The sequence below is a fragment of the Bradyrhizobium sp. CCGUVB14 genome, assembly GCF_024199935.1.
In the GTDB taxonomy this organism is placed as follows: Bacteria; Pseudomonadota; Alphaproteobacteria; order Rhizobiales; family Xanthobacteraceae; genus Bradyrhizobium.
In genome coordinates, this window is sequence record NZ_JANADS010000001.1 from 3,150,116 (window position 1) to 3,174,452 (window position 24,337).

Below are 24,337 nucleotides of genomic sequence, written 5' to 3' on the forward strand. Positions count from 1 at the left end.
CGGCCCTTCCTTCTCAAACAAGTCCTCTCGGTACGGTCAGTCGATCTCTTCGATCACGCGGCGCTCGCGCGGCTCGACGATGTAGGTGTGGCTGTCGCGGTTGATGTACCGGTACTCCCGCAGCGTCGGCGCGTCGCGATAGACTTCCTCGGGGAAAGTCTCGACCTCGACGCCCTCGGGCACGCGCTCGCCGGTCCGGATCTCGGTACGGACCGTGCTGCCGGTAGTCACGTGCTTCTCGCGCTCGACCGGGCGCGCCTTCGCGTGCTTCCGGATCACCTCGCGGTCGCGATCGCTGAAGGTGGTCTTGCGCTCCTCGCTGCGGGCGGGCGCTGACGCCGTGGACCTACCGGAATACGGCAGCGTGGCGACGATCTTGTAGCTGGACGGCTCGACGATGACGATCTCATCCTTCACGACGACGAAGTCGTAGCCGCGGTATTGCGGAACGATCTCGACGACGTCGGCCGGCAACTGCTGCAGGCGAACGTCGCGCGGAACGACGGTGCCGACGGACACCGAGAAGTTCACGCTGGTGAGCGGTCTCACGTCTAGACGCGCGATCGACTGGCTGACGCGGGTGCGCTGCTGGTCGTTGATATTGACCGACGCGTTCACGTTGGTCGACGAACGGTCGAAATTGTTCTGCCGGTCGTCGGTTCGCTGCGCGGCATTGGTGGAGTTCGAGCCGGTCTGGTTCTGCTGCGCCTGATTGCTGCCCGTCGCCGGCGGATTGGCCGACTGGGTCTGGCCGCTGGAGGGCTGGCTGGTCTGGGCCTGGTTCGATGGCGGATTGGTGGTGTTGGTCTGCGCCTGGCTCGGCGAAGTCGAAGTTGCCGGCGCCTGCGACGTGCTGGTGTTGCTGCCGGAACCCGTCGACTGACCCGAGGCGCTCTGGTTGGAGGTCGAAGGGGCCTGCGTCTGCGCCGAATTTGTCGACGAAGGATTCGAAGTCTGCGCGGATCCGGTCGGCGTCGTGCTCGACGTCGACGGACTGGTGGTCGACGCGGACGGTGCGTTCGTCGTCGCAGGCGTCGAAGTCGACGTCATAGAATCCTGCTGACGCTGCGCCGACGGGGCGGTTGTCGAAGTGTTCGGCGAAGATTGGGCCAAAGCCGAAGTAGCGATAGCGACGAAGGCGGTGGTCGCCAACAAAATACGTTTGTTCATCTGAACCTCCTGAAACATGGGTGCCCATCAACATTTCATGGTGTCAGCGGTTCCAAATCGGGAATTAGCGGTAATCCATTTCGCTAAGCAATATTCGATTACAAGAAAATTGCATTCGAGGCGGCTTCGGAGGTCGCGTCGGGTTTCGGGAAAAACAGGAACAATCAGCCTTTCCTCTCGTTTCCGTGATTACTAAATCGCTACTGGAGGAGAAAACATCATGAAGAAACTGATCGTGTGCGGCGCTCTCGCCGCTTTCGCTCTTGGCACCCAGGCCGCAAGCGCCGCGGAGTTCTACATCGTGCGCGACGCGACCACGAAGAAGTGCACCGTCGTCGACAGCAAGCCCACAACGACCACCACCACGGTCGTAGGCGACGGCGTGTACAAGACCAAGGTCGAGGCGGAGTCGGCCGTGAAGACTACGAAGGTCTGCACCGAACAGTAATTGGATCGGACCGCGAGGTCCTTCCGAGAGGGGTCCGTCCGGGAAACCGGGCGGGCCTTTTTCTTGGATCCCGATCGTGGTGCAGAAGATCATGACCGCTCTTTCCTAGCTTCGCGTGAGACGCTGCAGTCGCTGCTTGAGGAGTTCATGATCGCGGTGAGAAGTGTCGGCGCTGGCTCTATCGAGGCGCCAGCAACCATTGCCTGTTTTTCCCGTTAACGGCTGGGGCGCGCGCATAGAGAAAGGAATTCCGATGAAGAAGATTGTAATGTCGGCGTTGATGGTCGGCGCCCTCGGTCTGGCATCGGTAGCCACGACGTCTCCCGCCGAAGCCCGATGGCGGGGCGGTGGCTGGGGGCCGGGCATCGCCGGCGGCCTGGTCGCGGGAGCCGTAATCGGCGGGCTTGCATCGTCGGCGTACGGCTGGGGACCCGGCTATGGATACGGCCCCGGCTACTATGGCGCCGGTTACTACGGCGGCCCGTACGCTTACGACTACGGCTACGACGAGCCCTATCGCTGGGGCGGCGGCTACACCACTAGCTACTACAGCGCGCCGGTCTCCTATGGCTACCGCTATCGCCGCGTGGTGCGGCCCGCCTACGCCTACTACGGTGGATCCTATCCGTTCGTTCGGCATCGCTGGCATCGCCACCATTGGTGAGGCTGGCCGATCTCATGCAAAGGAGGCCGCGCGGGATGGCGCGGCCTTTTTTTATCGCCAGCGTCGGATCGCCCTTGCGCCGGACGGAACATTCCCGCCCGAGACCGGTTCGCCCAAACTCACGGCGCATAGTTGCGGCTCGAAGGCAGGTTGATCGTTCACCCGGGTTTTGCCGATGTCATCATCCGCCCCGATCAGGAGCGCGTACGACGGACGCCAACGAAGGCTGCTGGTGGTGCTGGCGTTGGGGTTCGTCGTCTTCGGCGCCGCCGCGGTCGCTCTCTACTACGTTCTGCAGCCCGAGACCCTCCGCATCGCGGTAGGCCCCGCAGGCAGCGACGACCATCAGGTGGTCGAGGCGATGGCCGATGCATTCGGCGAGGAGAGCAGGTCGCTCAGGCTATCCCCGATCACGACCGAAGGCGCCGCCGAGTCCCTCGCTCTGCTTGGCGCCGGCAGGGCCGAACTGGCGGTGGGTCGCGGCGACCTGAGCATGCCGACGGATGCGCAGACGTTGGCCGTGCTGCGGAAGAACTACGTGGTCCTTTGGACGCCTTCCGGACGACATGGCAAGGACTCCCGGAAGAAGGGAACTGGAAAGATCGCTGAGATCGCCGATCTGGCAGGCCACAAGGTCGGCATCCTCGGAAGGACCGGCGCCAATCTGGCGCTTCTGCGCACCGTTCTGATCGGCTCTGGCGTGGAGCCCGATAAGGTTGCGACTGTCCAATTCGGGACCGACCAGATCGAAAAGCTCGCGCAGGACGCCACTCTCGACGCCTATCTCGCGGTTGGACCGCTCGACAGCAGGATCACGGCCGACGCGATCGCTGCGACTTCGCGATCGCGCGGAGCGCCGAAGTTTCTTCCGGTCGACGTGTCCGAGTCCATCGCCTTGAAGCAACCGCGCTACGAAGCCGAGGAAATTCCCGGCAGCGTATTCAGCGCGAACCCGGCCTGGCCGGAGGACAAGGTCGACACTATCAGCGTCAGCCATCTCATTCTCACCAGGAGAGCACTTTCGGAAAGCAAGGCGGCAGCCTTCTATCGCCAATTGTTCGCGGCCCGCGACACGATCACGCGACGTGTCGTCGGTGCCGCCCACATTACCAAGCCGGAAACCGAGAAGGAAGCCGAGCCCTCCGTGCACAGGGGCGCGGCAGCAGTGATCAACGGGACGGAACGAACCTTTCTGGACAAGTACAGCGACTACTTCTGGTTCGCCTTGCTTCTTTTTTCCGGCATTGGTTCGGCCGCCGCCTGGCTGCGCCGCTATCTGAACAGAGACGATCGCGATGACGATACCGGTCGTTGCAACCGCGTTCTCGCTCTGGCATCGGAGCTTCGGGATACCGGGCCCGAGCATGACCTGCTGTCATCGCAACGCGAAGTCGACACGATCATCGCCGAAACCCTGAAATGCTACAACGATGGCGCGATTGAACAAGAGGATATGGTGGCGTTGGCCCTTGTCGTCCAACTGTTTGATCATGCTGTCGCGGAAAGACGCGCGGCGCTGGAAAGCGGTGCCGTCGATCCGACCCGGTCTACGGGTCCGACGCTGGCATCGCGCCGGTAGGCATACGATAGCTCCGCCGCGAAACTGGAATGCCCGCTGGCGTTGAGCCCAATCAAAGGCATCCGCAGAGCGATCTTGCGGCCGCATCCGCGTGCGCGCGTCGGCCCAAAACCAAGCCGAACATTCAAGCCGACTTCCGCCGCGTCCCCGCCGCAAGATTCTTTGCCGCAACTTCCTTCACCGGCTTCTTGCCGGCGATCGGCATCAGCATTTCCTTCTGTCCTTGGGCGGCCTTTTTCGGCTTCTTGACCGGCTTGGCTGCCTTCGCCGACGCGGCCTCTTGGCCAACGCAGCGCCTCCATCAGATCGACGACGTTCTCACCCTTCGGCCACGCCTTGGGGCGGATGACCCTGCCGGCCCGCTTCTCGTTGATCAGGTCCACCCAGGCCGTCTCGTAGTGGTCCTCGAATTTGTCCGGCTCGAAGTTGCCGGCCTTCTGATTGACGTGCTTGGCCAGGTCGAGCATGTCCTTCGCGACTTTGACTGGAGACGTCACCTGGAGCGGAACACCCGCGAGCCGCCGATCAGCGCCAGGCCTTCTCGTTTTTCTGCTCGTAGTCCTTGAAGGCCTTATCGAGACCGCCCAGGATTCTCGGCAGAGGTTTCGAACATCGCCTTCAATGGGGGTTCGTCCACTTTTTCGATGTCCTCGCGCAGATGGTTCCGGATGTCCCGGAGGCCTTCTGCATTTTATGTGTGTGGTGCTGCGGATCGCGGTCTGCTGCACTTCCCATGGTCTCATCACCGCTAATGTGGCCGCGCCGGGATTCGGGGAGCGTCCAGGGCGCCGGCGGGTCGACCCAATGCCGCAAGCATCGTTCCAACACGAAATTCGATAAAGACCGCATGAAATACGAGGATTTACTTACAGGGTTCATCAGGTTGCCCATTCTGCACCATGCTGCGGAGCACGAAATCTACTGCCAGTGGATGATCGAGGAACTGGCCCGCCATTGCACGTTTTCGAATTCACGGGCGAGGCCATCAAAAATAGCCTTTCGGATCATGTGTACTTGATTAGCCTCGCGAAGCCTTCATCCATGTGGTCCTGGTGGTGGCAGTGGAAAAAAGTGTCGCCGGTTGTCGGCGCGCGCACTCCATTCCCGAGCTCGACCACATGCACTGGGATGTCGAAATGGCCCGCAAGGACGGCGCCCCTGCCGACCGAATCCTGAACGCGATGCCGCTCACGGATATCACGCGCTAGCTCCGCCAGAAGCGGCGCTCGCTCGCCCGCGCCGCCTGACGTCGCAGGAGCACGACTTGACGCTCGAGGGAAGGGTCGTGGCGCTTGCCGCCGATCGCGAGCACCACTTCAGCAAGCCGTCACGGGATCAGATCGTCCTGGTGGAGGGCCATGGTGTCGAAGGCGACGCCCACGCCGGTCCGTTTGTCCGCACCGATACCTCGCCCGTCGCCAGCCCGGCTTCCCAATCTGCGGCAGGTCCATCTGATCCCTCCGAACTCTTCGCAACGCTAGTTAAAGCTGACTTTGAGGTCGGCAGCGGCGACCTCGGCGAGAGCATCACCCTGCTCGCCTGGACCTTGAGCGCCTGCCGCAAGGTTGCCTGATCGAACTCGATAGCCGGATCGAAAAACGCTCGTTAGATCGTGCTGGCAGGCCGCAACCAACGTCACGGCGTTACGCCTGGGGCTGGGAGGCAATCGACGGTCGGGAGACTGCCAATCCTCGGAGGTGTCTAATCGCGTTTCACTCGCGAACCCACTTGTTGATCTTCTTCATACGTAAAGGCCTCCAGTCATTGTGGAGGCCTCTCACTTGAAGTCGCGATGACGCGTCTTCTGCTTGGATTTACCCTTTTTGTTTCTCTTCAGCGGTTTTTCCATCCGAGCTTTTAGAGCGTTCCTCGAAACGATCAGCGCCCTTGGCTAGATCGTGCCCCATCTTGCTCTCGTTTTGCGCCTTCCTTAGAAGCGGCCTCGCGCAAGCCCTCAGCGGCCCGTTCCCCCGCTTTTGATGATTTTCGTTCGTCACTCATGTGCGGCTCCTTCCTCTAAAGACAATCGCCGGAAACTTCCTGACATAGCTTCGCCATCAAATGGCGAGCATTCTTAAAAGCGGGCACCGATGGCATTCCGCGGCGCATGTTCCTCTAACTCCGACGGGCAGTAGCGCGTGATATGGCCCACCGGGCCGCCCCTCACAACTGCTTGGTTTTGTCCTTGGCAGCGTAAGCGGCATCAGTTCCCGCCTGCTTCACGCGATCGATCGCCTCGGCTCCGATGTCACTCGCGTCGGCCGCGATCGTATCAGCAGCTTCACGCAGCGCTTTCGATACAGCGGTACCGCGTCTGCTCAGGTCCTCCTTCACGTCGTCGCTGACGCCGCCGATGTAGTTGTCTTCGATCGGGGTCGTTCTAAACGCGCCTGCGAGTGCAGCGCCGGCCGCCAAACCAATGGCGCCGATGAGCAGCGGCTGGCGCTCCATCAGGTCGCCGAGCGAAGACTGCGCTTTCGTCAAGGTATCTCCTGCCGGCAGAGGATTGCCCATCTTAGCAAACTGTTCCCGGGCGTAAGCGACGCCCTCGTCAAACCGGTCGCGGACTCTGTCCACTGCTTCAGACATCGAGTCGGTTGCCGTTTGCGCGGCATCGCGTGAATCCTTGGCCACGCTGCCCCCTTCATGATCCATCTCAGGTGCGGTCGGCGGCGCCGCGGTCCGCTGCAATCCCGAGGTTGCAGCCTTCAAATTGCTGGCACCGCTATCGACCACACCAGATGCGACGTTCGCGGCGGATTGCGCAGCGCCCTTTAATTTGTCGTCGCCGACCAGCAGCCAGAGTGCTCCGCCGCCAATAAGCAAAGCGGAAAGCGGGTTCTCTCTGGCGGCAGCGAGTAGACTGTCAAAAAAGCCGGTTTGCGCACCGCTCATCGCACCATTCCCTTCACAGTATCTTTGTCCTTTTCAAGTTGCCGGATTGTTTCCCGCGGAGTGAGGGTGCGCGCGTCAATCCGCTTGATGCCCACGGCAAACAAAGTGCCCGATATGGCGGCGGCGACGATCGCCGATGTCAGGTAAGCCAATGCTGGTGACCACCCGGCACTGATCAACGCCGACGACAACGCGAACAGGGCCATCACGATGGCGGGGATGACGAAAACCGCCCCGCCGACCAGCAGTCCCAACGCTCCGCCAAGCTTTTGAACCTTTTCGGCAAGTTCAGCCTTCGCCAGATCCACCTCATTTTGGAAAAGCTTCGCGACCTGAGCCATAGCGTCGCCGACAAGGCCCGAGATGTTGTGAAGATCGCTTTTCCCGGTTTCGATATCGTGCTTGATGCTCATGATGCGCTGCCGCCCCCCGCATTGGCTCGCTGACCCGTCGATTTCATGGTGCTTTGTCCACCGAAGCCTTCGCTCGCATACGATGTCCGATCTCCGGATGCGCCAGCTTCCGCGCCGGTCTGCGAACTTGTCCGCTGCGAGGTTGAGGAGCCGCCCGAAGCCTTTAGCAGGCTGCTGAAAAAGTCGCTTCGCGCGACGCGCGGATTGTGATTCCCTGCATTTGCTTGATTCCTTGGGGCTGGGGATTGCGATGCGCGGGGCAGATCAGCGGTCGGAAGGCATATTCAGCTACGTGCGATTGGAGCAGCGTGTTCCGGCGGATCATCCGCTGCGTGCGATCCGCGACCTGGTCGACGCTGCGCTGAAAGAGTTGTCGCGCGATTTTAGCAGGCTTTACTCGCGCGAAGGTCGGCCGTCGATCCCGCCGGAGCGGCTTTTGCGAGCGCTGCTGCTGCAAGCCTTCTATACGGTGCGTTCGGAACGGCAGTTGATGGAGCAGCTCGACTATAATCTGCTGTTTCGCTGGTTCGTCGGTCTTTCGATGGATGACGCGGTGTGGAATCCGACCGTGTTCTGCAAGAACAGGGATCGGCTGCTCGACGGCGACATCGCCGCCAAGTTCTTCGTCGCCGTGCTGAACCTGCCGCAGGTGCGAGGACTGCTGTCCAGCGAGCACTTTTCGGTTGACGGTACGCTGATCGAGGCCTGGGCCAGCATGAAGAGCTTCGTGCCGAAGGACGCTGGCGATCCGCCCGCGGGAAAGGATCGCGGCTCCCGCAATGCCGAGCGCGACTTCCATGGCGAGAAGCGCAAGAACGCCACGCATTCCTCGACGACGGACCCCGACGCCCGCCTGTTCCGCAAGGGTGCTGGCAAGGAGGCCAAGCTCTGCCACATGGGGCATCTGATGACGGAGAATCGCAACGGACTCATCGTCGATGCGCGGTTGACCGAGGCCAACGGCACCGCCGAGCGCGCGACTGCGCTCGACATGATCGAGGACAATGCCCGGCCCGGTAGCACGGTCGGCGGCGACAAGAACTACGACACTGCCGACTTCGTCGCCGGCTGCCGCGAGCGCGGCTGCACGCCGCATGTCTCGCAGAACGACACCAACCGCCGCTCGGCGATCGACGCGCGCACCACCCGCCATCCCGGCTATCGGATCAGCACCATCAAACGCAAGCTGATCGAGGAGCCGTTCGGGTGGATCAAGACGGTTGGCGGCCTGCGCAAGACGCGCCATCGCGGCCGCGGCCTGGTCGAGTGGTTCTTCGTGTTCACCGCCGCAGCCTACAACCTCGTTCGCATCCCAAAGCTGCTGGCCGCGACGGGATGAATCCGTCTGGAGCGTCAAAAATGAGCCACCAACCCCACCTATACAGCGCATGCGGAGCTCATCGAGGCCCATCGCTGGCTTCGTTTTCAAGCCGCATATTACGAAAATCATCATCCAAGGCATCTTTTTCAGCAGCCTGCTAGGAAGCGCACAGCGGCGAACCCAGCCAAAACCGATAGGCCGAGAAATGCCGCGGGTTGCCGCTTCGCAAAATCAGTCGCACCGTCGACGAGGTCGCGGAAGCTGCCATCGCGAACCTTCGCGGCCGCTTCTTCCACATAGTCGGCGGCCGAATTTATACCGCGTGCAGCAAAGGGCACGTCAGTTTCGAAGGCGCCGGCAGCTTGGCGGAAGTTACCCGCCAAGCGCTCAATGAAATCGGCACCGGTCTGTTGCTGCTCCCGTGCCCGTTCCTGAATCTGATCGACGGTGCCGCTCGCGACATTCTTGGCGGCATCGGCGGCTTCGCCGAACTTGTCCCGAGCCATGTCCGTCGATGCCTGCAGGGCTTCCCCGGCGCGCTGCTTCATCTCGGCCCCTGCATCGCCGATCTGATCCTTCAGACCGGTGGAGGAGCTGCTCTTGCCTTTGTTGAAGTTGGCCGGCTTGACCACATCTGAATCGCTCATGTTGTGTCTCTCAGGTGCTCGATTTCGGGGAAGGGCTGAATGCTGCGTCAACAACCTCGGTCGCCGCTTCCTTGAGGTTGTCAGCCAAATTACGGGTCATCCGGCTCGCGTGTCGTCCAAGGTCAGCTTCACTAACGCTTCTTGTCGCGGCATCGGCCGCAGACAACGTCGTCTCCTTGGCTGCCTCGAAACCGGATTGAGCGACCTCGCCTGCAGCGCGCTTCAGGCTGTCGCTCGCTGGCCCCGCCGCCCGATCTTCGAGCTTCGTTTCCGGAAGGGCCGCCGCGATGATTGCCCCGATGGCGATACCGAGCCCTCCGATCAGCGCGGCGTTGTCACCGATGATCTGTCGCGCCTGTTCTGGAGCGACGGAGGCCGAATCCTTGATGGAGTCCATGCCGTCCGTGATCTTGTCACCGATCGTCCCTGCGGCCTCCGTTGCCCGGGCCTTGAGGTCTTGGGCCGCTGTCTTTGCCGAATCTATCGCGTCGTTGACCGCGCCAGCGGCGCGTCCTTGGGACTCGGAGATTTTCGCCTGGGCCCCACTTCTTGCTTCCTGAACTCTGTCGACAGTCTGGTCGATGACCCGACCGGCACCATCCATCACGGGCGATACCGCTCCAGCGGCCCGGTCGCGCGCGGTCTTCGAGGTAAGAGCGAGGCCTGCAGCAATCATGAGAAGCGGCAGAGGCACCCCTTTTGCCAGTCGCAGCAACGGCACAGCTATGGCGGTACCGGCAGCGACGGCGCGCATCGGGTTATCCATCGCCTGCTGTTTGAGCCCTTCGACCCAGCCTTGGGCTTTGTCGCTTACGTAGCCCGACATTTCGGATTTAACGTGTTGAGGCGAGACCATGTGACGCAGATCCCGGGTCGTGTCCGATATCCCCTGCTTGAGACGTTCGACCGTGGCCGCCAATTCCGCCCGGTTACGCTCGGACTCCCGTCGTAGCTCCTCCACCGATCGCGTCATCTCACCCTCTTGTCTTCTTGGCTTGTGCTTCGAGGACGAACGCGCCCTTTATTGGATGGTTCCTAGTCTGACTGAGTCACAAAACCGCAGGCTTTGGCCGGCCAGAATCAGCGATGGTTGAGGCATCGACCATCAACCGACGAGGCCGACATGAACGGGCGTGGCACCAAGACCAGCGAAATGCGATTTGCGGCGTATTTGGAAGGGCTTGCCAGCGTCATCGGTCATGCGGATCGGAAGGCGCCACTGCGCGACTATTGCGTCGGTCTGATGGCCTGTGGCGGTCGCAAGAGCGTGGAGCCGATGGCGGCGGTGACGGCCCCGGAACGGACGGCCGCCCAGCATCAATCGCTGCTGCATTTCGTCGGCAGCGGCGCCTGGTCGGATGAGAAGGTGCTGGGCAAGGTACGCGAGATGGTCCTGCCGGCGATTGAACGCCAGGGCCCGATCGAAGCTTGGATCATCGATGACACCGGATTTCCCAAGCAGGGGCGACACTCGGTTGGAGTTGCACGGCAATATTGCGGGCAGCTCGGCAAGCAGGATAATTGCCAGGTGGCGGTGTCACTGTCGATTGCCAACCACCACGCCAGCCTGCCTGTCGCCTATCGCCTTTATCTTCCGAAGGAATGGACTGAGGATTGCGATCGGCGGCGCAAGGTGGGCATTCCTGCCGAAGTCGGCTTCCGGACCAAGCCTGAGATCGCGCTGGAGCAGTTGCGGTGGGCCTGTGCGAGCGAACTTCCGCGCGGTGTCGTGCTGATGGACGCGGGCTATGGCAACAACAGCGATCTGCGCACGGAGATCACGGCGCTGGGATTGACCTATGTGGCGGGTCTTCTGTCGAGCACAACGGTATGGGCGCCCGGCACCGGTCCCTTGCCGCCGAAGCCATGGTCGGGCCGCGGTCGTCCCCCGAAACTGATGCGCCGCAACCGTCAGCATCAACCGGCCGCCGTCAAGGCGCTCGCGATCGGCCTGCCGGCCAAAGCTTGGCGCACCATCACATGGCGGCAAGGAACGAACGAAAAGCTGAGCTCGCGCTTTGCCCGCGTCCGGGTCCGTGCCGCGCACCGTGATTATTGCCAAACCACCCAGCGGTTGGAGGAATGGTTGCTGATCGAATGGCCGAAAGGCGAGGACCAGCCTACCAAATACTGGCTCTCGACATTGCCGGAGGATGTGGCATTCCGGACTCTCGTAGAGACGGCTAAATTGCGCTGGCGCATCGAACGCGACTATCAGGATCTCAAGCAGGAAGTCGGGCTTGGCCACTTCGAGGGACGCGGCTGGCGCGGCTTTCATCATCACGCAACGATGTGCATTGCAGCCTTCGGATTCCTGATCTCCGAGCGGGAGACGATTCCCCCCTCAGGCGCTCGGTGCGCCCGGCCGATCCCGCTCGCTCGCGTTCCCGCAGATTACAGACCCCGCGGATCTGCCACTGCGAACCCAACGCCACATTCCAGATTCGATCACGACGATGCGACGGCGGCTCGAACAAGGGCTGGTCCGAACGTTGTTGAGATGTCCTTGTTGTGCGATCAAGTTCGCCCACTCCACCGACCACCGTTTGTGACGCAGTAGGACTAGTAGCCTTGGAGGACCTTCCGCCGCACGCCACGCGCCGACGCGCCCGCGCATTCGCCCGCCGGCTGCTGCAGGACCGACGGGGCGGTCTCGGCGACCGCGCTCGTTCCAGGTCTGTCAGAGGATCCGAGCCGCAGCGGTCGCTTTCTCGAAGGAGGAGAAGCCGCGGGTGTCCCCTTGAGTTTGCCGTTGAAGCGTGTCCCAATATTCCCGACCCCACCCAGAATCTGGTATGCGGCTCGATTGAAAATGTCCGTTAGAGGCCTGGCGCTGGCGATCCTTCTTGCGGGTCTTCTCGAAGGCTCCCACGCATTCGCGCAGGAGGACAAGAAGACCGACGACGACAAGCCCGCCGATCCCGACACCGGCGAGAGTACCGTCGAGGAGAAGACCCTCGGGCTTCTGCCGAACCCATTCCAAAAGTACGGGATCAAGTTCGCCGCAACCTACATTGGTGAGACGCTGGCGAATGTCTCCGGCGGACTGAAGCAAGGAGCGATCTACGAAGGCCGGTTAAACCTTGCGATCGATGTGGACCTGCAGAAGCTCGTCGGCGTCGACAAGCTGTCGTTCCACGCCAACATGTTCCAGATCCACGGCGAGGGATTGTCGCGCAACAATCTCGACAATTTTTTCGTTGTGAGCGGGATCGAAGCCTTGCCCTCAAATCGTCTCTACGAAGCCTACTTCGAAAAGCAGTGGGGCGACAAAAAGATCTCTTTGAAGTTTGGGCAGCTTGCCGCCGACAGCGAGTTCTTCAATACGAAATACACCGACGCCTTCACCAACGCCTCGATGGGATGGCCGGCAATCACGTCGCTCGACCTGCCGAGCGGCGGTCCGTCACCTCCGTTGGCCGCGATGGGCGCCCGGCTGCTGGTCAACATCACGGATCAGCTCTCCGTCCTTGGAGGCATCTTCGACGGCAACCAGGCGGGTCCTGGACCGGGCGACCCGCAGGAACGCAACCGATACGGCGTCAACTTCCGGATCAACGATCCGCCTCTGCTGCTAGGGCAGATCCAGTACGCCTGGAACAACAAGAAGGGCGATCCCAACCTGACTGGCCAGGTCAAGTTCGGCGGGTGGCGTCACTTCGGGCCGTTCTCCGATCTTCAACTCGCAAGCAGCGGCGTTTCGCTTGCCGCGCCGGCCAGCAGCGGCACGCCGCTCACGTTGGCGGGCGACGTCGGCGCATGGGCGGTGTTCGAGCAGCAGCTTTATCGCGTTCCCAAGAGCGATGACCGCGGAGTCGGCATCTTCGCTCGCGTCTCCGGCGCCCCCGCCGACCGCAACCTGATCGACCTCTACGCCGACGCGGGGCTCGAATTCATCGGTCTCAGCGACAAACGGCCGGACGACAAGCTTGGGATCGCGGCCGGCTACGCGCACGTCTCGAAGCGAGCCCAGGCGCTCGACTTCGACTATCGCGCACTTGCCGGTCCCGCTTGGCCGGTGCGCAGCTTCGAAGGACTCCTCACGGCGGTGTATCAGTATCAGGTGAGGGACGGCTGGACCCTCCAGCCCAATTTCCAATACATCATCCGGCCGGGCGGCGGAGCGACGGACCCGACAGGCCCGCTGCCGGGCCGGGCGCTGAAAAACGCGGCGGTCTTCGGCCTGCGCACGACGTTGAAATTCTAGGAAACTTCAGTTGCGTGTCGCTGGATGCGAAAGGTGAAGAGCTCATCTCGCTCCTCCTAAACCATGTCTCTTTCCCTCCTGCCGATGATGGGCAGACAAAAAGAACGGCCAGCTTCCGAATGCCGACGGATCGTCCTCCAGACGCCTCGAAATCCGCCGAGATTGATGGCCGATGGCGAAAGCGACGCGTCAACGTGGTTTCGAGTATTTCGGCGTCGCGGACGTTCCGTCGAGCACTATATGGCCGGCCTGTCAGCCGAGCGGATCGGCTGTTCAGGTGGCGAGGGCATTGACGAGATGGAAACCGAGTTTCAAGCCGACCCTCCTTCCGGACAGTCAGCGAAAGCCCGTCCTGTGACCGGGAGCCGCTTGAGAAGACTATCGGAAGCGGTCTGACAGCTGCTGGAACATCGAGCCTGGAAGGCACGTTCCTTTCGAATGGGAGCCTTTCTGCACCGCCTCTTCACGGCCAAGTCGGACTTTCCGATCTGGGTGTGCTAGATCTTGACGCTCAGCCTGGTCGGCATCGCGTTCTTCGCCCGGGTGATGCTGGACGATCACCTGCGCTCCTACCCCGTTCTGCTCTCATTCCGGCAATCTTCCTGTCCTCCATCCTCTTCGACCGCGGCAGTGGTATCGTGGCCACCGCGGCAGCCGCCGCGCTTGCCGCCGCATACTTCATCCCGGGACCTCCATCATCCGCTGCGATCCCGCTCGTCTTGTTCGTCTTGACCGGCATTTGCATCGCAGCCGTCACCGAGTTCCTGCGGCACGCTCTGCAGAATCTTGCCGAAGCCAAACGATATTCGGAAGTTCTGCTGCAGGAGCTCGCGCATAGAACGCGGAACGACCTCGCCACCATAGTCTCCGTCCTCAGACTTCAGGCCCGCTCAACGACCGATCCTGCGGTCCAGGCGGCGCTAGCGTCAGCGGTGAGCCGGGTGGACGTGGTCGCAAAGGTCCACGACCGTTTGCGCAATACCGCAGACAGCAGCCGCATCGACCTCGCGCCGTACATCGAAGCCCTATGCGGAGCCTCGCCGACTTCCATCGTGGGGTACGCACGATCTCGATCGGTGTCCGCTGCGAGCATATCGAGGTGCTGAGCTCGCAGGCCGCGTCGATCGGTCTGATCGTGAACGAACTGGTGACGAACTGCTTCAAGTACGCCTTTCCGGAGGGTCGCCGCGGCGCGGTGGAGGTGGACGTGCGCGCCAAGGACGACCGCATCGTCGTGACCGTACAGGACGACGGCGTCGGCTGTCCGGTCGCAGTCAAGAGCGGGCTCGGCACGCAATTGATCAGCCTGCTGGCGTCACAGATGAAGGGGGCAGTGACGAGAAGGCCTCTTTCGGAAAGCTGCGAGGTCCAGGTTTCACTCGCGCGTGACGCATGAGCGCCGCAGGACGACGCTCGCTACTCAAGATCACCTTCGGCGAGATGCGGCAAATGGGCTTGAGTGGCGTCCTGGTCTATACTGCGGTCATCACGTTGCGCTCGATGCCTATCATTGGCCGGGACCAATGCGTTTATCCGACGCTGAGCCTCGATCTGTGTGTGAGGGTCGCCGTAGTCGCGACGCCGATGTCGGACCTGACTTCGAGCGAGGTGACCCGCGCTTTACTACTAGCAGGCTGCTGAAAAAGATGCCTTGGATGATGATTTTCGTAATATGCGGCTTGAAAACGAAGCCAGCGATGGGCCTCGATGAGCTCCGCATGCGCTGTATAGGTGGGGTTGGTGGCTCATTTTTGACGCTCCAGACGGATTCATCCCGTCGCGGCCAGCAGCTTTGGGATGCGAACGAGGTTGTAGGCTGCGGCGGTGAACACGAAGAACCACTCGACCAGGCCGCGGCCGCGATGGCGCGTCTTGCGCAGGCCGCCAACCGTCTTGATCCACCCGAACGGCTCCTCGATCAGCTTGCGTTTGATGGTGCTGATCCGATAGCCGGGATGGCGGGTGGTGCGCGCGTCGATCGCCGAGCGGCGGTTGGTGTCGTTCTGCGAGACATGCGGCGTGCAGCCGCGCTCGCGGCAGCCGGCGACGAAGTCGGCAGTGTCGTAGTTCTTGTCGCCGCCGACCGTGCTACCGGGCCGGGCATTGTCCTCGATCATGTCGAGCGCAGTCGCGCGCTCGGCGGTGCCGTTGGCCTCGGTCAACCGCGCATCGACGATGAGTCCGTTGCGATTCTCCGTCATCAGATGCCCCATGTGGCAGAGCTTGGCCTCCTTGCCAGCACCCTTGCGGAACAGGCGGGCGTCGGGGTCCGTCGTCGAGGAATGCGTGGCGTTCTTGCGCTTCTCGCCATGGAAGTCGCGCTCGGCATTGCGGGAGCCGCGATCCTTTCCCGCGGGCGGATCGCCAGCGTCCTTCGGCACGAAGCTCTTCATGCTGGCCCAGGCCTCGATCAGCGTACCGTCAACCGAAAAGTGCTCGCTGGACAGCAGTCCTCGCACCTGCGGCAGGTTCAGCACGGCGACGAAGAACTTGGCGGCGATGTCGCCGTCGAGCAGCCGATCCCTGTTCTTGCAGAACACGGTCGGATTCCACACCGCGTCATCCATCGAAAGACCGACGAACCAGCGAAACAGCAGATTATAGTCGAGCTGCTCCATCAACTGCCGTTCCGAACGCACCGTATAGAAGGCTTGCAGCAGCAGCGCTCGCAAAAGCCGCTCCGGCGGGATCGACGGCCGACCTTCGCGCGAGTAAAGCCTGCTAAAATCGCGCGACAACTCTTTCAGCGCAGCGTCGACCAGGTCGCGGATCGCACGCAGCGGATGATCCGCCGGAACACGCTGCTCCAATCGCACGTAGCTGAATATGCCTTCCGACCGCTGATCTGCCCCGCGCATCGCAATCCCCAGCCCCAAGGAATCAAGCAAATGCAGGGAATCACAATCCGCGCGTCGCGCGAAGCGACTTTTTCAGCAGCCTGCTAGGGGTCATCGCACGCGACGGACGCCGTGAGAGGCCGACAGCTGAGGCCGTCTTACTTTGGCTTTTCGGCTTTGATGTGCAAGACGTAGAGCGTATTTTGAAATTCGTCCGTGACTTCCATCCGCCATCCATGGTCCGGCGTTAGCTCCCCGTCCAGGCCTCGGAGTATCTGCCCAGCCGTCACTGTGGCCTCACGCCAAGCGGCGTGCTTGTCCGGCAATTCCGCGCCTTCGGGGTCAGGTTCATAGCGTTTGTGTGTCACGTGGAAGAAATAGCGCGGCATACGCCAGTAATGCTGACAAGCGAGTGCACGTTCCAGAATAGGCGACTGGTCAAGATCAACCTGGGCCAATACGTTCGCAGACAAGAGGCTGCAAACCGCGCAGGCCTTAGTCTTTGTCCTCAGTCCAAGAGCGCTCGCCACACCGGCACTCGAACATGCGTACAGTCAGGCCGCGCACTGGATCCATCATCGTATGAGCCAGTCGAGGCTGCGCGCCGCATTTACAGCGCTGCTCTTCCCGCGTCTTCGGTCCAGAGAACTTGTCGCCACTGAAAAAATTCACGGGAATCACCCTGCCAAAGGCCGACTCAATAAGTACTAAAGTGGACAATTGTTCCCTTGCCCAATGTGAGTCTACTGCTCGGGAGGGTTAGGCTCCGGCAAGCCGCTCTTGGCTCGCTTCGCGGCTATCTTCCGGCTTCGCTTGGCTCTCCATCGCCGCTTTCAGCTTAGGGTCCGATTCTTCGGCCGCCATCCGTCTAAACTGGAGGGCGTGTTCGAGATACTCGCCGAGCAGCTTCACCACCCCTTCAGGACAGCCAGCATCGATTAGTAGAGATTCATTCGGGCGGCCGTAGGCCGGGTGAACGAAGCCAGTCACTCAGATGCGCGCCGGTCTGCGCAATTTTGGCTTGTTTCAGCAGGGCTTCGCGCTCGGCTCCAGCGGGTAACTGGCTGGCCTGTTCTTTCAGCTTTGCCGCCTGTTCTGCCATTAGTTCTTCAAGGGAGCGGGTCTGTATTATCCACCGACGATGCTGCGTCAAAACGGAGATGGCCGGTTTCGGTTCCGGGAATGAAACTAGACCTTTAGTAAAGTGGGGAAGCTTGGCGTACGTGCCCGGGGCGGGTTCAGGAGCAAAGGCCGCCGGACAAGCTCGGGACTTTCGTTGGCTCCCCACCGAGCTGGCGGAGCACGCCAAGCCCCTGCGAGGCCGGGCCCGTGTCTCCGCAAGCATACTCGCACCTTGATGGCCAGCAGGATGTTCTCCGTCGATCAAGCTCGAGCTTTTTCTTGATGCAGGCCGGCTCTCCTCGGCCGTCAGTCGCCCGAGAAAAGCCGGGTACGAACTGGGTTAATCCCGTGTCAGCCGGAAAGCGCGCGTCAGCACGCTTTTGCGCGGGCCCGCTCGCGTGACGCGCGGCGGCGCTGGATCAGGCTTCGGCCGGACCATCTGGCGCCCAGAGCAGGGGACGCCGCCGGTGCTGAAGCCGGAGGCCCCACGGCGGGGCGCAGCGCTCTCTGTCCGCCTTCTGCATCGCTGGGGCGGCGGCTACACCACAACCTACGAGACTCCGCCCGTCTTCTGCGGTTATCGCTATCCCCGTGTCATCGGCCCAGCCTACTCGTATTACGGCGGCTCCTATCCGGTCGTTCGGCCACTGGCATCGGCACTACCGGCAGGGTGAAGGAAGTCCGCATGCAACGGGGCCGCGCTATGGAAGGCGCGGCCTTTCCTTTTTCGACATCACGCCCCAGCATTCTGTCACCACCATCCGCCAGCAAATGGGTCGGGCCGCTCGAAGGCAAGACGCCGGTCGGGCGCTCTTTTCTGTGGTTTTGCCGAGCGCTTCGGATGCGGGCGAGCCGCTGCGGCCGCGCGCACAGGTGTCTCTTTCTTCACCTCAATGGCAGGTGCGGCAGGCACTGCGGCCATGGCTTCGCGCACCTGGTGCTGCGGTACTACAGGGACCGGATCGGCTTGCGCGATGATCGGCACATCGGTGCGAGGACGCGCGTCGAACACGATCTTCTCCGGTAGGCTTCTCGCGGAGGCGATCCGGATGATGGTCCTGTCCGGATCGGAAGCGCCCGCGCGCTCGAAAGGGGCCGGCAGATACCGGTCCGCAGCGAAGAGCAGCGCCAGCAACAGCGCGCCGACGAAGACGAAGTATCGGATGATCGGCATGGACGGCCGCTTGCAATGAAGGAATCAGGAATCGGCGGGGCCGGAGCGGACACGGGCGGGCCGCTTTGCTCCAGCGACCCGCCCGCAAGGATTCAGTCGATCTCCTGAACGACCGTGCGCGTCGACGGATCGACCAGCATCACGCGTTCGCCCGAATAGACGTAACGGTACTGGGTGAGCGACGGACCCCAATCGGCGGGCACGGACTCGAGCTCTACTTCGCGCGGCACGGGCTGCCCGACCACGATCTTCTCGCGGGTCTCTATGGGGCGCACCTTGTGCTCAGTGACGTAGGTGCGAATCTTCGTGCGGTATTCCGGATCGATCTGTACGGCGGCGGCGTGGCCGGCGCCGGTGGTGGTGACGACGGTGGACTGCGCCAACGCGCCGGTCGAGATCAGCGCGGCAGCCGCGCACGTCAGCATCAGCTTCTTCATGAAAATCTCCTGGCCGCAGGATGCGGCATGCGAGAACCCGCGAATGATGGCAAGGTTCCGGATTCGCGACAGGAAATTGCCTGTTTTTCCCGAGCGTACTGCGACTGAAATCGACGGCGCGCGCGACCGTGCGGACCCTTGGGAAGGTCCGAGCGTTGACGGTTCCGTGACTGAAACAAGCGGAGGGTCGGACGTGACGATGAAGGCGGGGAAGAAGCCGATTAAGAATGAAGATCGGGACAGCTTTTTGCAGCGCCTTGGTCCTGGCCTGATCACCGGCGCTTCCGACGACGATCCTTCGGGCATCGGCACCTATAGTCAGGCGGGCGCCCAGCTCGGATTCGGCATCGGCTGGACGATGCTGATCACCTATCCGCTGATGGCCGCAATCCAAGAAATCTCGGGACGCATCGGTCGGGTCACAGGCCACGGCATCGCAGGAAACGTCTGCCGGAATTTCCCTGCTCCCGTGATCTGGTCCATGATCCTGCTGCTCTTCGTGGCCAACACGATCAACGTTGCCGCCGACCTCGGGGCGATGGGCGATGCCCTCAGGCTTCTGATCGGCGGACCGGGCACGCTCTACGTCATGGTCTTCGGCGTGGTTTCGGTGATCGCGCAGATCTTCTTCAAATATGAGCGTTACGTCTCCATCCTGAAATGGCTGACGCTGGTGCTCTTCGCCTACGTGATCGCGCTTTTTCTCGCAAAGGTCCCTTGGGGCGAGGCCTTGAAGGGATTGCTCATTCCTAGGCTCCAATGGGATGGGCCCTTCCTGACGACCCTGGTCGCGATTCTCGGTACGACAATTTCGCCCTATCTGTTCATCTGGCAATCCTCTCAGGAAGCCGAGGAGCAGCGGATTGATCCTGACAAGAAGCCGCTCAAGCGCGAGCCCGAGAAGGAGGCCGAGGAGGTCAAGCGGATCCGGATCGACACCCTTGTGGGCATGGCAGTGTCGAACGTCATCGCTGTCGCGATTATCATGACGACGGCAGCAACGTTGCACGCATCCGGCAAGACCGACATCGAATCGTCCGCTCAGGCCGCGGAAGCCTTGAGGCCTGTCGCGGGGGCGATGGCCGAGTTGATCTTCGCCCTCGGCATCATTGGAACGGGGCTGCTTGCGATCCCCGTCCTGGCCGGCTCGACCGCCTACGCGATAGGCGAAGGCCGCAAGTGGCCGGTCGGACTGTCGCGAAAGCCGAAGGAAGCAGTGGCCTTCTACAGCGTCCTCGCAGTATCGGTCGCGCTCGGCGTGGCGCTCAACTTCACGGCGCTCGACCCGATCAGGGCGCTCTATTGGAGCGCCGTGATCAATGGCATATTGGCGGCACCGATCATGACCGTGATGATGCTCCTGGTGCGACGAAAATCGGTCATGGGCAATCTGGTGATCTCTGGGCCGGTCTATTGGCTTGGATGGATCGCAACTGCCGCAATGTTTTTTTGCATCGTCGGTATGGCATTCACTATTGGGGGCTGATCGGCTCCCAGTTCAAGACACCGGCTCGAGCGAAACTTATTAGATCTGGCCCGCCGCTGAGACGGGAGTAAGCGCAGCGGCATAAGGGGCCGACGATCCCGCACCCGCTCTGGCCCGCTGCGGCCATATGTGGTTGCCGGGTTAAGTGAACTTGGCGACGCCTGTTTTTGCGATAGCGGCTTCGTCATGCCTCAGGACTGGCAGGAAAATCCACTCGCGCCACATCGCCATTAGCGCGGCCATGATGATTGGGCCCACAAAGAGGCCAATAAGGCCGAATGCGGCCAAGCCGCCGAAAATTCCAACGAACGCGAGCAGGAATGGGAGCCTTGCTGAGCCGCTCACCAGCGTTGGCCAAAGGAAATGGTCGCCGGCAAACATGACGAGCGAGCCCCATAAGAAGACCGCCGCCGCAGCGATCCCGCTTCCGCCCTGCGATATCGTGACGATGGGGGCGACGGTGAAGGCCAACCAAGCGCCGAACGGGATCATGGCAAAGGCCGTCGTAAGGATAACGAAGATCAGGGCGTTGGGCACACCCGCGACGAAATAGCCGATGCCGATCGCCAATCCTTCGCCAAGGGCACCGTACCGTTCACGGTCGCACAGGTTGCATCAATCATCTTCTCGACCAGACCTTCACCCGCATCGCCGAAGAGCCTGTCGCAAGTCTCGAGGAAGCGGCTCGCAACTGAGCGGCCGCTACGAAGCAGAGCGGACAAGGCCAGCAACGAGAAAAACAAGAGGAACAGCCGGTGCATAAGCTGACCGCCCAACGTTCGAAAGAGCTCGGATACGTTGTCCGCATTCACCGACTTCAGCCATTCAGTGACTGCCTTCGGATCGGAAAGATTAGCCCGCCACCATTGCTCCATGCTCTCGGCGGCGATCGGCAAGCGTGCGATCCAGTCAGGCACCCCGATGCCGCTCTCGCGTGCCCTCTTCAGCCAATCGGCGAGCAAATTGCTTTGTTGCGCGACCTCGTACACTGCGAGTGCAATCGGCGTCACCAGGATCAGCGCGACGAGGACGGTGAAGACGAACGCTGTCGACCCGGACGGTCCACCCGTTACGCGTGTGGCGAATGCCAGATAAAGAGGCCACAGGGCGACCGCCATGATGGCGGCCCATATGAGAGCAGGCAAGAAACTCGCGGCGGTCCACAGTCCGAGCACGACCAACATCAGCGCCAGGACAATTCTGGCCTTCATGCGCGCTCCCGTCCCCAAAGGGAGCGGCTTTTGTTCGGGCGGTGAGGCTGCCGAATGAAGTCTCTCCGGTGTCCCGTTGGCTGTGGCGGTCATTAGACCTTCCGGCGTTTCCCGGCTGCGCCGCTACTGCCGTGCGTTAGCTGACATCTGGTCCGATGACGGACCGAACTGCGGGACCACACGCTTGCAAATACGGACCACATGCACTTTGCCTGTCGTGGTCCCTCGTCTCTGGATCCGTCTGCTGCGCCAGGTGGCCACCTCGTTCTCCAAGCGCGATACTTCGTCCTTGAGTTCGCCGTCGCGTTCGTTGGCCGCAGGCATCTAGTCTTTCCTCCAAGCCCTGCACGCTTAAAACGAGACAAGGCGACGTATGTTCCGTTACCAGGAACAACCGGCAGGATGGCTTCGTTCTTCAGTGGAGGACCATCGCATGAGCTTAAGAAAGTCGATCGAGGGACTTGGCCCCTATCAGTCGCTCTTCTTGCTGGCTCTACCGGCGGCTACCATAGAGCCTTTGAAGCTCGTCGCGGTAGCGGTGGCAGGAGAGGGCCATTGGATCACCGGGACGGCGATGATCGTTGCGTGCTACGCATTCAGCCTTCTGGTGGTCGAGCGGCTTTTCGTCGTCGTGAAGCCGAAGCTGCTCACGATCCCTTGGTTCGCGAAACTCTGGAAAGCTTTTGTTTCGGTTCGGACGAGCGTGATCGGGACATTCCGTAGGGGCCGAACAGAGCAGACAGTTCGCGATTCGCGGTCGGCTCCGAAATGAGCCGAAAGTCGACGTTGCCCAAACGCCTGCAGCCGATGTTGGCCTCGCTCACCGATGCTCCCTTCGACGATCCCGATTGGGTATTCGAGGACAAGTACGACGGATTCCGGATGGTATGCGAGATCCGCAGGGGCAAGGTGGCGATGTACAGCCGCAACGGCAAAATCATCAGCCATTCGTATGTAGAGGTTGCACAGGCCCTGGAAGGAGTGAAAGGCGACGCCGTGATCGATGGTGAACTCGTCGCCATCGGCCCGGACGGCGTTTCGCGCTTCCAACTCCTACAGAACGCGTTGAGACACAAAGCCAAGCTCCTTTATTGCGTGTTCGATCTCATGTTCGCCGACGGTGAAGACCTCCGGAAGCTTCCTCTCCTTGAGCGCAAGGAAAGGCTGAAGGGCATCCTGCCGCGCCACAAGCTGATCGCATTCAGCAACCATCGTAAAGGCAGCGGCACAAAGTTCTTTGCAGAAGCCGAGCAGAAAAATCTCGAAGGCATCATGGCCAAGCGCGCAGACAGCCCGTACGCGTCCGGACGCCGGACTGCTGATTGGCTGAAGGTGAAGACCGCGCAGCGGCAGGAGGTCGTGATCGCCGGGTTCACTGCGCCGAGACGAACACGGCCCTTCTTCGGCGCTCTCGTCCTGGCGGTACGCGAAGATGACGCCTGGCGGTACATCGGTCACGTTGGCACAGGCTTCGGTCATCAAGTTCTCGAAGAGCTTCACGGCAAGCTCCTGAGGCTCAAGACAGCTAAATCGCCCTTTCCTGCCAAGGTGAAGGACGAGCGGGTCACGACCTGGGTGCGTCCCACATTGGTTGCAGAAGTTAAGTTCGCGGAGTGGACGAGCAAGGGCGAGCTGCGCCAGCCGGTCTATCTCGGCCTGCGGTCCGACAAGAACCCCCAGGACGTTGTTCGCGAAAAGAGCTGGTCGCGAAATTATTGCCGACCACCCGAATCCTACGACCTGGAGTTCAGCCGGCGCGCGCGCTCAATTCGTTCGGAATAACAAAATTCGTCGCGAGCAGTTGTTCTCCCAACTACCGACAGAAATACCGACAACTCGCACGGCTGGAGCGAATTTTTGTACGCGTTTTCAATGCGCGTCGAGTACTTTCCTGAAAATATGGAAACGAACTATCACTATGAGCTATTGTTATTATTGGCATTTTCATCTTTGTGCCCTGGCCGACAATCAACTAGTCGCATAACAAACCGCGGTTTTCCGAATTGCAAGGACGAGAGCGGCCAAAAGGAATATGCGCTTGAGCTGCCTACGCTTGCGCGATCATGAAGAGGCCGTCCCGAAGAAAACAAGGTCCGCCGCCGAATACCTCGGTCGGCCACCAACGATATTGCGCTGATCAAACAGGCTGGCGGGTGAATTTCCAAGTTACGATCCTGAAGATATTGGTAAGCTACCCAAACGGGTTCGCAACCATCGTCGACGTGAAGCGTGACATGGTGATTCTTGCAACCAGTGGGCGAGAATGGTCCGAGCGAACGAAGCGCCTTGGAGCGCGGGTGCCCGATCTCGATATCTTTTCGCAACGCCTCGTGGTGCGTGAGAACGGCGGCTGGCGAATAACCGACGAGGGTCGCTCTGTGTTGTCGTTCATGGAGGGGCGCGCGCTATCCCAAATGCCGGTCCTCGAAGTTCTCGCTCTCGAAAATGCCCCCGCCCCGGTGCCGCCACTCCCGCAGCTCGCCCAGAGGGCTTTGCGCCGACGCCAACGCCGCGAGCGACGGCGAGCGGCGCGGCAGCGTCCTCGCGCAACCGCCAATAAATCATGACGCGTTCGCTCGACGACAAGTTGGCGAGGATCGTGGGATCTTCATGGCAGACAGCCGGCCAGATCCAACGCCTCTACGGCGGTGAAGCCCACGAGATCGCGAATGCGCTGGAAAGACTTTGGAGAGCGGGGCGCCTTGATCGGGAAACGCAAGACATAG

The 24,337-nt window shown here is 61.5% G+C and carries 28 protein-coding genes and 2 pseudogenes; 14 read left to right on the plus strand and 16 right to left on the minus strand.

Features of this window, described 5'->3' with window-relative positions; all coding sequences use genetic code 11:
• Window positions 1-36 precede the first annotated feature (36 nt).
• Window positions 37-1,170, minus strand: a complete 1,134-nt coding sequence (locus NLM32_RS14545) for a DUF1236 domain-containing protein (RefSeq protein WP_254129649.1) — start codon at window positions 1,168-1,170, stop codon at window positions 37-39.
• A gap of 220 nt (window positions 1,171-1,390) precedes the next feature.
• Between NLM32_RS14545 and NLM32_RS14550 the strand changes: the two genes are divergently transcribed.
• The 3 genes from NLM32_RS14550 to NLM32_RS14560 all read left to right on the plus strand — a co-directional run bounded on the left by NLM32_RS14550 (window position 1,391) and on the right by NLM32_RS14560 (window position 3,861).
• Complete coding sequence (locus NLM32_RS14550; protein WP_057746595.1) at window positions 1,391-1,618, plus strand: hypothetical protein; 228 nt, start codon at window positions 1,391-1,393, stop codon at window positions 1,616-1,618.
• A 253-nt stretch (window positions 1,619-1,871) separates the two neighbouring features.
• Window positions 1,872-2,282: a hypothetical protein gene (locus NLM32_RS14555; protein WP_254129650.1), complete on the plus strand. Its 411-nt coding sequence runs from the start codon at window positions 1,872-1,874 to the stop codon at window positions 2,280-2,282.
• A gap of 175 nt (window positions 2,283-2,457) precedes the next feature.
• On the plus strand, window positions 2,458-3,861 hold the full coding sequence (locus NLM32_RS14560; RefSeq protein ID WP_254129651.1) for a TAXI family TRAP transporter solute-binding subunit: 1,404 nt from the start codon (window positions 2,458-2,460) through the stop codon (window positions 3,859-3,861).
• Between the two features lie 124 nt (window positions 3,862-3,985).
• Here the strand turns inward: NLM32_RS14560 and NLM32_RS14565 are convergent.
• Window positions 3,986-4,346 (minus strand): annotated as a pseudogene (locus NLM32_RS14565) (Ku protein); the annotation flags it as partial.
• A gap of 576 nt (window positions 4,347-4,922) precedes the next feature.
• Here NLM32_RS14565 and NLM32_RS14570 point away from each other — a divergent pair.
• Together NLM32_RS14570 and NLM32_RS14575 are read left to right on the plus strand one after the other, a co-directional pair.
• Window positions 4,923-5,069 (plus strand): hypothetical protein, encoded by a 147-nt coding sequence (locus NLM32_RS14570; protein ID WP_254135570.1) that lies wholly within the window; start codon window positions 4,923-4,925, stop codon window positions 5,067-5,069.
• Between the two features lie 56 nt (window positions 5,070-5,125).
• On the plus strand, window positions 5,126-5,434 hold the full coding sequence (locus NLM32_RS14575; protein WP_254129652.1) for a hypothetical protein: 309 nt from the start codon (window positions 5,126-5,128) through the stop codon (window positions 5,432-5,434).
• Between the two features lie 241 nt (window positions 5,435-5,675).
• Here the strand turns inward: NLM32_RS14575 and NLM32_RS14580 are convergent.
• From NLM32_RS14580 to NLM32_RS14590, 3 genes and pseudogenes are all read right to left on the minus strand, one after another.
• Window positions 5,676-5,862, minus strand: a pseudogene (locus tag NLM32_RS14580) (hypothetical protein).
• A gap of 162 nt (window positions 5,863-6,024) precedes the next feature.
• Window positions 6,025-6,756, minus strand: a complete 732-nt coding sequence (locus NLM32_RS14585) for a hypothetical protein (protein WP_254129653.1) — start codon at window positions 6,754-6,756, stop codon at window positions 6,025-6,027.
• On the minus strand, window positions 6,753-7,169 hold the full coding sequence (locus tag NLM32_RS14590) for a phage holin family protein (RefSeq protein ID WP_254129654.1): 417 nt from the start codon (window positions 7,167-7,169) through the stop codon (window positions 6,753-6,755). Before NLM32_RS14590 ends, NLM32_RS14585 begins: the two co-directional genes overlap by 4 nt.
• A 250-nt stretch (window positions 7,170-7,419) precedes the next feature.
• On the opposite strand from NLM32_RS14590, the gene NLM32_RS14595 reads away from it, so the two are divergent.
• Window positions 7,420-8,508 carry an IS5 family transposase gene (locus tag NLM32_RS14595; protein WP_254128493.1) on the plus strand — a complete coding sequence of 363 codons (1,089 nt, stop codon included), beginning with the start codon at window positions 7,420-7,422 and terminating at the stop codon, window positions 8,506-8,508.
• Between the two features lie 128 nt (window positions 8,509-8,636).
• On the opposite strand, the gene NLM32_RS14600 is transcribed toward NLM32_RS14595, so the two are convergent.
• Both NLM32_RS14600 and NLM32_RS14605 read right to left on the minus strand, forming a co-directional pair.
• A complete protein-coding gene (locus NLM32_RS14600; protein WP_254129655.1) occupies window positions 8,637-9,137 on the minus strand; it encodes a hypothetical protein in 501 nt (166 codons plus the stop codon).
• A gap of 10 nt (window positions 9,138-9,147) precedes the next feature.
• Complete coding sequence (locus NLM32_RS14605; protein WP_254129656.1) at window positions 9,148-10,110, minus strand: DUF3618 domain-containing protein; 963 nt, start codon at window positions 10,108-10,110, stop codon at window positions 9,148-9,150.
• A 150-nt stretch (window positions 10,111-10,260) separates the two neighbouring features.
• Between NLM32_RS14605 and NLM32_RS14610 the strand changes: the two genes are divergently transcribed.
• Window positions 10,261-11,697: an IS701 family transposase gene (locus NLM32_RS14610; RefSeq protein WP_254128466.1), complete on the plus strand. Its 1,437-nt coding sequence runs from the start codon at window positions 10,261-10,263 to the stop codon at window positions 11,695-11,697.
• A gap of 252 nt (window positions 11,698-11,949) precedes the next feature.
• Window positions 11,950-13,344 carry a carbohydrate porin gene (locus tag NLM32_RS14615; RefSeq protein ID WP_254129657.1) on the plus strand — a complete coding sequence of 465 codons (1,395 nt, stop codon included), beginning with the start codon at window positions 11,950-11,952 and terminating at the stop codon, window positions 13,342-13,344.
• A 695-nt stretch (window positions 13,345-14,039) separates the two neighbouring features.
• Here NLM32_RS14615 and NLM32_RS14620 read toward each other — a convergent pair.
• Entirely contained in the window at window positions 14,040-14,180 is a 141-nt protein-coding gene (locus NLM32_RS14620) for a hypothetical protein (RefSeq protein ID WP_254129658.1), read from the minus strand.
• A 24-nt stretch (window positions 14,181-14,204) separates the two neighbouring features.
• On the opposite strand from NLM32_RS14620, the gene NLM32_RS46360 reads away from it, so the two are divergent.
• The gene (locus NLM32_RS46360) at window positions 14,205-14,450 is read left to right on the plus strand and encodes a histidine kinase dimerization/phosphoacceptor domain -containing protein (protein WP_375143639.1); all 246 of its coding nucleotides are present in this window, start codon (window positions 14,205-14,207) and stop codon (window positions 14,448-14,450) included.
• On the plus strand, window positions 14,372-14,740 hold the full coding sequence (locus NLM32_RS14625) for a sensor histidine kinase (protein WP_254129659.1): 369 nt from the start codon (window positions 14,372-14,374) through the stop codon (window positions 14,738-14,740). The genes NLM32_RS46360 and NLM32_RS14625 overlap by 79 nt, the downstream gene beginning before the upstream one ends.
• Window positions 14,741-15,113: 373 nt before the next feature.
• Here the strand turns inward: NLM32_RS14625 and NLM32_RS14635 are convergent, their stop codons facing one another.
• From NLM32_RS14635 to NLM32_RS14660, 6 genes are all read right to left on the minus strand, one after another.
• On the minus strand, window positions 15,114-16,202 hold the full coding sequence (locus NLM32_RS14635; RefSeq protein WP_254128493.1) for an IS5 family transposase: 1,089 nt from the start codon (window positions 16,200-16,202) through the stop codon (window positions 15,114-15,116).
• A 137-nt stretch (window positions 16,203-16,339) separates the two neighbouring features.
• Window positions 16,340-16,639 (minus strand): DUF6894 family protein, encoded by a 300-nt coding sequence (locus tag NLM32_RS14640; protein WP_254129660.1) that lies wholly within the window; start codon window positions 16,637-16,639, stop codon window positions 16,340-16,342.
• Window positions 16,640-16,940: 301 nt separating this feature from the next.
• On the minus strand, window positions 16,941-17,093 hold the full coding sequence (locus tag NLM32_RS14645; protein WP_254129661.1) for a hypothetical protein: 153 nt from the start codon (window positions 17,091-17,093) through the stop codon (window positions 16,941-16,943).
• A gap of 37 nt (window positions 17,094-17,130) precedes the next feature.
• Window positions 17,131-17,283, minus strand: a complete 153-nt coding sequence (locus NLM32_RS14650; protein WP_254129662.1) for a hypothetical protein — start codon at window positions 17,281-17,283, stop codon at window positions 17,131-17,133.
• Between the two features lie 771 nt (window positions 17,284-18,054).
• A complete protein-coding gene (locus tag NLM32_RS14655; protein ID WP_254129663.1) occupies window positions 18,055-18,477 on the minus strand; it encodes a hypothetical protein in 423 nt (140 codons plus the stop codon).
• A 92-nt stretch (window positions 18,478-18,569) separates the two neighbouring features.
• A complete protein-coding gene (locus tag NLM32_RS14660) occupies window positions 18,570-18,914 on the minus strand; it encodes a DUF1236 domain-containing protein (protein ID WP_254129664.1) in 345 nt (114 codons plus the stop codon).
• Window positions 18,915-19,113: 199 nt separating this feature from the next.
• Here NLM32_RS14660 and NLM32_RS14665 point away from each other — a divergent pair, with 199 nt between their 5' ends.
• Window positions 19,114-20,400 (plus strand): Nramp family divalent metal transporter, encoded by a 1,287-nt coding sequence (locus tag NLM32_RS14665; RefSeq protein ID WP_254135304.1) that lies wholly within the window; start codon window positions 19,114-19,116, stop codon window positions 20,398-20,400.
• Between the two features lie 141 nt (window positions 20,401-20,541).
• Here NLM32_RS14665 and NLM32_RS14670 read toward each other — a convergent pair whose 3' ends face one another.
• Entirely contained in the window at window positions 20,542-20,970 is a 429-nt protein-coding gene (locus NLM32_RS14670; RefSeq protein ID WP_254129665.1) for an AI-2E family transporter, read from the minus strand.
• Entirely contained in the window at window positions 20,922-21,611 is a 690-nt protein-coding gene (locus NLM32_RS14675) for an AI-2E family transporter (protein WP_254129666.1), read from the minus strand. Before NLM32_RS14675 ends, NLM32_RS14670 begins: the two co-directional genes overlap by 49 nt.
• A gap of 373 nt (window positions 21,612-21,984) precedes the next feature.
• Here NLM32_RS14675 and NLM32_RS14680 point away from each other — a divergent pair, with 373 nt between their 5' ends.
• The 3 genes from NLM32_RS14680 to NLM32_RS46365 all read left to right on the plus strand — a co-directional run bounded on the left by NLM32_RS14680 (window position 21,985) and on the right by NLM32_RS46365 (window position 24,178).
• Window positions 21,985-22,383 (plus strand): hypothetical protein, encoded by a 399-nt coding sequence (locus NLM32_RS14680; RefSeq protein ID WP_254129667.1) that lies wholly within the window; start codon window positions 21,985-21,987, stop codon window positions 22,381-22,383.
• On the plus strand, window positions 22,380-23,393 hold the full coding sequence (ligD, locus tag NLM32_RS14685; protein WP_254129668.1) for a non-homologous end-joining DNA ligase: 1,014 nt from the start codon (window positions 22,380-22,382) through the stop codon (window positions 23,391-23,393). The genes NLM32_RS14680 and ligD overlap by 4 nt, the downstream gene beginning before the upstream one ends.
• 371 nt (window positions 23,394-23,764) lie before the next feature.
• Complete coding sequence (locus NLM32_RS46365) at window positions 23,765-24,178, plus strand: hypothetical protein (protein ID WP_254129669.1); 414 nt, start codon at window positions 23,765-23,767, stop codon at window positions 24,176-24,178.
• Window positions 24,179-24,337: the final 159 nt, after the last annotated feature.